This window comes from Flavobacterium sp. CYK-55 (genome assembly GCF_018413465.1).
Classification (GTDB): domain Bacteria; phylum Bacteroidota; class Bacteroidia; order Flavobacteriales; family Flavobacteriaceae; genus Flavobacterium.
The window spans coordinates 1-4,976 of record NZ_JAHCDK010000021.1 but is presented as its reverse complement, the minus strand read 5'-3'; the positions used below and the strand labels follow the sequence as shown (position 1 = coordinate 4,976).

Here is a 4,976-nt window from a genome sequence, read left to right as displayed (position 1 = left end):
TTAAATTTTCTATCTACACCGTTTTCTTTATAAGATACCTCAAACCAGTAATCGGTGGCCGGAACCGGTGTTCCATCTATGGTTCCATCCCAGCCCTCGCCTGACGGCATAATTTCTTTCACCAATTTTCCGTATCGGTCAAAGATATAAATTTTTGCATCGACTTGGTTAGATATTTCAAAAATATTCCACGTGTCGTTATACCCGTCTCCATTTGGTGTAAAGAACTTAGGGAAATTGATAATCGTTACCTGAGCTGTCTTCTCGCCACAACCAAATTTATCCTTAACTGTAATGGTATAAGTGCCCGATAAAACATACGTAAACAAGTTGCTCTCCTGGAATGCACCCGTACCCAATTGATACAAATAATCTCCAGCTGGACTTACATCAACTCGAACCATTTGGTTGTCTTCAAAATAACTCGATGCATAAACCAAAATATCCGACGGAGGCAATGATGGCGCTATAAGTGCTTGAGCAGTATCATCACATCCGGTTTGGTTGTTGGTTACCTTAACACTATAAACCCCAGGAGCTGTAGCTATATACGACGGACCATTTGCTCCTGATATAACTCCCGTGGTGGTTGACCACTCAAAACTATACAAACTGCTATCCATACCCGTATATAATGTATACGTACTGATTGGATTACCCAACTCATCTACACAGATAAAGCCATCTTGTGGTAGTCGCACAACCGGCTTGGCATCAACCACAATACGACCTGTAAGGGTAGCCGATGAACAGCCTCCGGTAGTAGAGATAATATAGTTAAACGTTCCTACTTCTTGAGCGGTTCCTGAGATAGTGAAGATATGATTCAACGGATTGTAACTGCCGGTAATACCCACCGGAACAGAACCTGAGACTAGCGTAGCTCCTGTGGCCCCGTTGCCCAACAAATAAGTAATCGGTGTTATCGCTGTATCTACACACAATCTTTGATTATCCGAGGAGAGACCTGAGTCTAAAGCAATGGTCACATTCGGATTTATGGTAATGATTCCGCTAAGCGATGCTACGCCACAACCGCCCACTGTAGTCACAACATAAGGAAACGTACCTGATTGTGTTGCAGCTCCGGTTATGGTAAAAGCGCCAGAGGCAAAGCTTCCGGTAATACCTGTTGGCAAGCCTGTTACCGTAACACTGGTTGCTCCGTTGGTAGTGGTATATTTTATAGGGTCTATTTGCTCATTCAAACAAGCCGGCTGATAGCTCGTCTGTGGCGCGGAACCTAAGGTCAAAACCACATTGGGATTAACTCTGATTACCCCGCTCAAGGTTGCTGTACCACAACCTCCGGTGGTAGAAACAACATAATTATAAACACCAGCGCTCAATGCATTTCCACTGATGGTCAATATACCGCCAAAGAACGTAGCCGATACCCCTGTCGGAAGACCTCCTGAGGTAATAGATGCCGTAGTAGCTCCTTGACCAATTAAATATCTTATCGGAGCAATGGCCGAATTGATACAAACTGTTTGGGTTGCTATACCCCCTGAAGAATCCAAAGTTATAGTAGCATTAGGTTTGATTTTAATACTACCTCCTAAAGTCAAGCTACCACAACCACCTGAAGTACGTACCGTATAAGGGTAAGTACCCACAACCGATGGCGTTCCTGAGATGGTTAAAACACCTGAGCCATAACTGGCACTGAGGCCGTTGGGAAGACCCGTGACCACTGCTCCAGCAGCATCAACATTGCCTAAAGCATATTGAATATTAGAAATCGATGAACCGATACAAATCTCTTGGATGGTACTATTGAGCGATGAACTCAAAGATAAAGTAACATCTGGACTCACCACAATGGTTCCGGTCTGAGCCGTTGAACAACCTCCGGCTGTAGTCAAGGTATAGGTAAAAGTTCCGGCAATACTCGGCGAGCCTGAGATGGTATATACTCCCGAATTGAACACTCCGCTCAATCCTGCCGGCAAACCACTTACACTCGCTCCTGAGGAATTGGTAATTTGATATCTAATCGGGCTAATACCGGTATTGACACAAACCGTTTGGGTTGAATTTGCTGATGTTAGATTAATGGTTCCTTGCGGAATCACATCAATGGTGCCTTGTAGGCTAACACTAGAACAGCCGCCTGAGGTAGTAATGGTATAAGTAAACAAGCCTGAAGCCGTTGGAACTCCTGAGATTCTAAACTCGCCCGTAGCACTATAACTAGTAATCAAACCTGCCGGTAGACCTGTAATGGTAGCCCCGGTAGCGCTCGCATGTTCAATTTGATAAGTAATCGGTGTCAAAGCGCTGTTCACACACAAACTCTGACCACTTGTACTGGCCAATGAACTCAAGACCATCGTAACGCTTGGATTTACCGTAATAACACCCCCGAGCTGAGCACTCAAACAGCCTCCGGTAGTACTCACTGTAAATGGATAACTACCATCTGCGCTAGGGGTGCCTGAAATAGTATAAGTATTTCCGATTAAAAGACCGCTAACTCCCGCTGGCAAGCCCGTTACGCTAACTCCAGTAGCATCTGATATATTGTAAACAATCGGTGTTAAAGCTGTGTTTTCACACAAAGTAGGATAATCGCTGCCCACTGTTGAACTCAAAGTGATAACATCATTAGGAGCTACTTGAATTAAACCTCCTAAGGTCAATGAAGAACAACTTCCTGAGGTCGTAATGGTGTATGGAAATGAACCCGAAACACTTGGTGAGCCACTAATCTGGAAAGTACTCCCGGTGTATACTCCGCTAAGACCACTTGGTAAGCCGCTGACAATTGCTCCGGTAGCATCAACATTACTCAAGGTATATTCAATCAAATTAATCGGTGTATTGATACATAAAGATTGATTGGTCGAACCAATACCTGAGCTCAGAGTCATCAATACATTCGGATTGACCGTAATAGTACCGCCTTGGCTAGCTGTTGAACAACCTCCTACTGTGGTCAATGTATAATTGTAAACTCCAGCCAAAGAAGGTGTTCCTGTAATGGTATAAGTGTTACCGGATAAAACCCCGTTTACTCCCGGAGGTAAATCAATGGCCGTAACACCTGTAGCTCCATTGCCCAAAGTATAAACAATCGCATCGCTTAGCGTTGTATTGACACAAAGTGTCTGACTCGTTGTTGTCGGCAATGAACTCAAGGTCATCGTAACATCAGGATTTACTGTAAGGGTGCCGCTCAGTGCTGGCGTAGCACACAAACCGCTTGAGGTTACTGTATAAGGGAAAACACCCGAAACTATCGGTGTTCCTGAAATCGTAAAGGTATTTAAAGTAGCATCGTAAAGACCATTTACACCTGCCGGAAGGCCGCTAACAGTAGCTCCGGTAGCATCAACATTGGTAAGGGTATACTCAATGTTGGCAATAGCCGTGTTGATACAAACTATTTGTGCTGTTGAACCCGTGCTGTGTGTAATCGTTGCATCAGGATTTACCGTAATGGTACCACTTTGACTAGCTGTTGAACAACCTCCTACTGTGGTTAATGTATAGTTGTAAACTCCAGCCAGAGTTGGCACTCCGCTTAAGGTATAAGTGGTTCCGCTCAAGATTCCGTTGATACCCGATGGTAAACCACTTGAGTTTACACCGGTGGCTCCGTTGGCCAAAGTATAAGATATCGGAGTGAATGAAGTACTGTTTACACACAAGGTTTGGGTATCGGTACCAGCTATGTTTAATGTGAGTGTAACATCAGGATCAACCGTAAGGGTGCCGCTCAGTGATGGTGTAGCACACAATCCGCTTGAGGTTACTGTATAAGGAAAAACACCCGAAACTATAGGTGTTCCTGAAATCGTGAAGGTATTTAAAGTAGCATCGTAAAGACCATTTACTCCTGCCGGAAGGCCGCTAACAGTAGCTCCGATAGCATCAACATTACTAAGTGCATACTCAATATTGGCAATAGCCGTGTTGATACAAACTATTTGCGCTGTTGAACCCGTGCTGTGTGTAATCGTTGCATCAGGATTTACCGTAATCGTTCCGCTTTGGGTAGCTGTTGAACAACCCCCTACTGTGGTTAATGTATAGTTGTAAACTCCAGCCAAAGTAGGTACTCCACTTAAGGTATAAGTGGTTCCGCTTAAGATTCCGTTGATACCCGATGGTAAACCACTTGAGTTTACACCGGTGGCTCCGTTGGCCAAAGTATAAGATATCGGAGTGAATGAAGTACTGTTTACACACAAGCTTTGGGTATCGGTACCAGCTATGTTTAATGTGAGTGTAACATCTGGATCAACCGTAAGGGTACCGCTCAATAATGGCGTAGCACACAATCCGCTTGAGGTTACTGTATAAGGAAAAACACCCGAAACTATAGGTGTTCCTGAAATCGTGAAGGTATTTAAAGTAGCATCGTAAAGACCATTTACTCCTGCCGGAAGGCCGCTAACAGTAGCTCCGGTAGCATCAACATTGGTAAGTGTATACTCAATATTGGCAATAGCCGTGTTGATACAAACTATTTGCGCTGTTGAACCCGTGCTGTGTGTAATCGTTGCATCCGGGTTCACTGTAATTGTTCCACTTTGGGTAGCAACACCACAACCACCAACAGTTGATAGTGTATAATTGTATACCCCTGACAATGAAGGCGTACCTGAAATAGTATAAGTGTTACCCGATAAAACACCGCTAACACCTGTAGGCAAACCACTAGCGCTAACACCCGTGGCTCCACTGCCAATCGTATACGATATCGTAGATATAGCATTGTTAACACAAAGGGTTTGGCTGTTCTGTGATCCCGAATCTAAATCAATAGTAGCTCCAGAATTAACCGTAATAGTACCACTCAGTGATGGCGTAGCACAGATACCAACCGGAGTCACCGTATAATTGTAAACACCTGCTGTAGTTGAGGAACCAGATATGGTATATGTACCTGAAGAATAAACACCCGTCATACCAGGTGGCAATCCTATAGAAGTAACATCGCTCGAATGAGTCGTAGTATAAACTAT

General features: G+C 44.2%; 1 protein-coding gene. It reads right to left on the bottom strand.

What is annotated here, in order from left to right; all coding sequences use genetic code 11:
* Window positions 1–4,976: T9SS type B sorting domain-containing protein (locus KIH23_RS13530; protein ID WP_213214041.1), on the bottom strand; the 4,976-nt coding region annotated here is incomplete at both ends.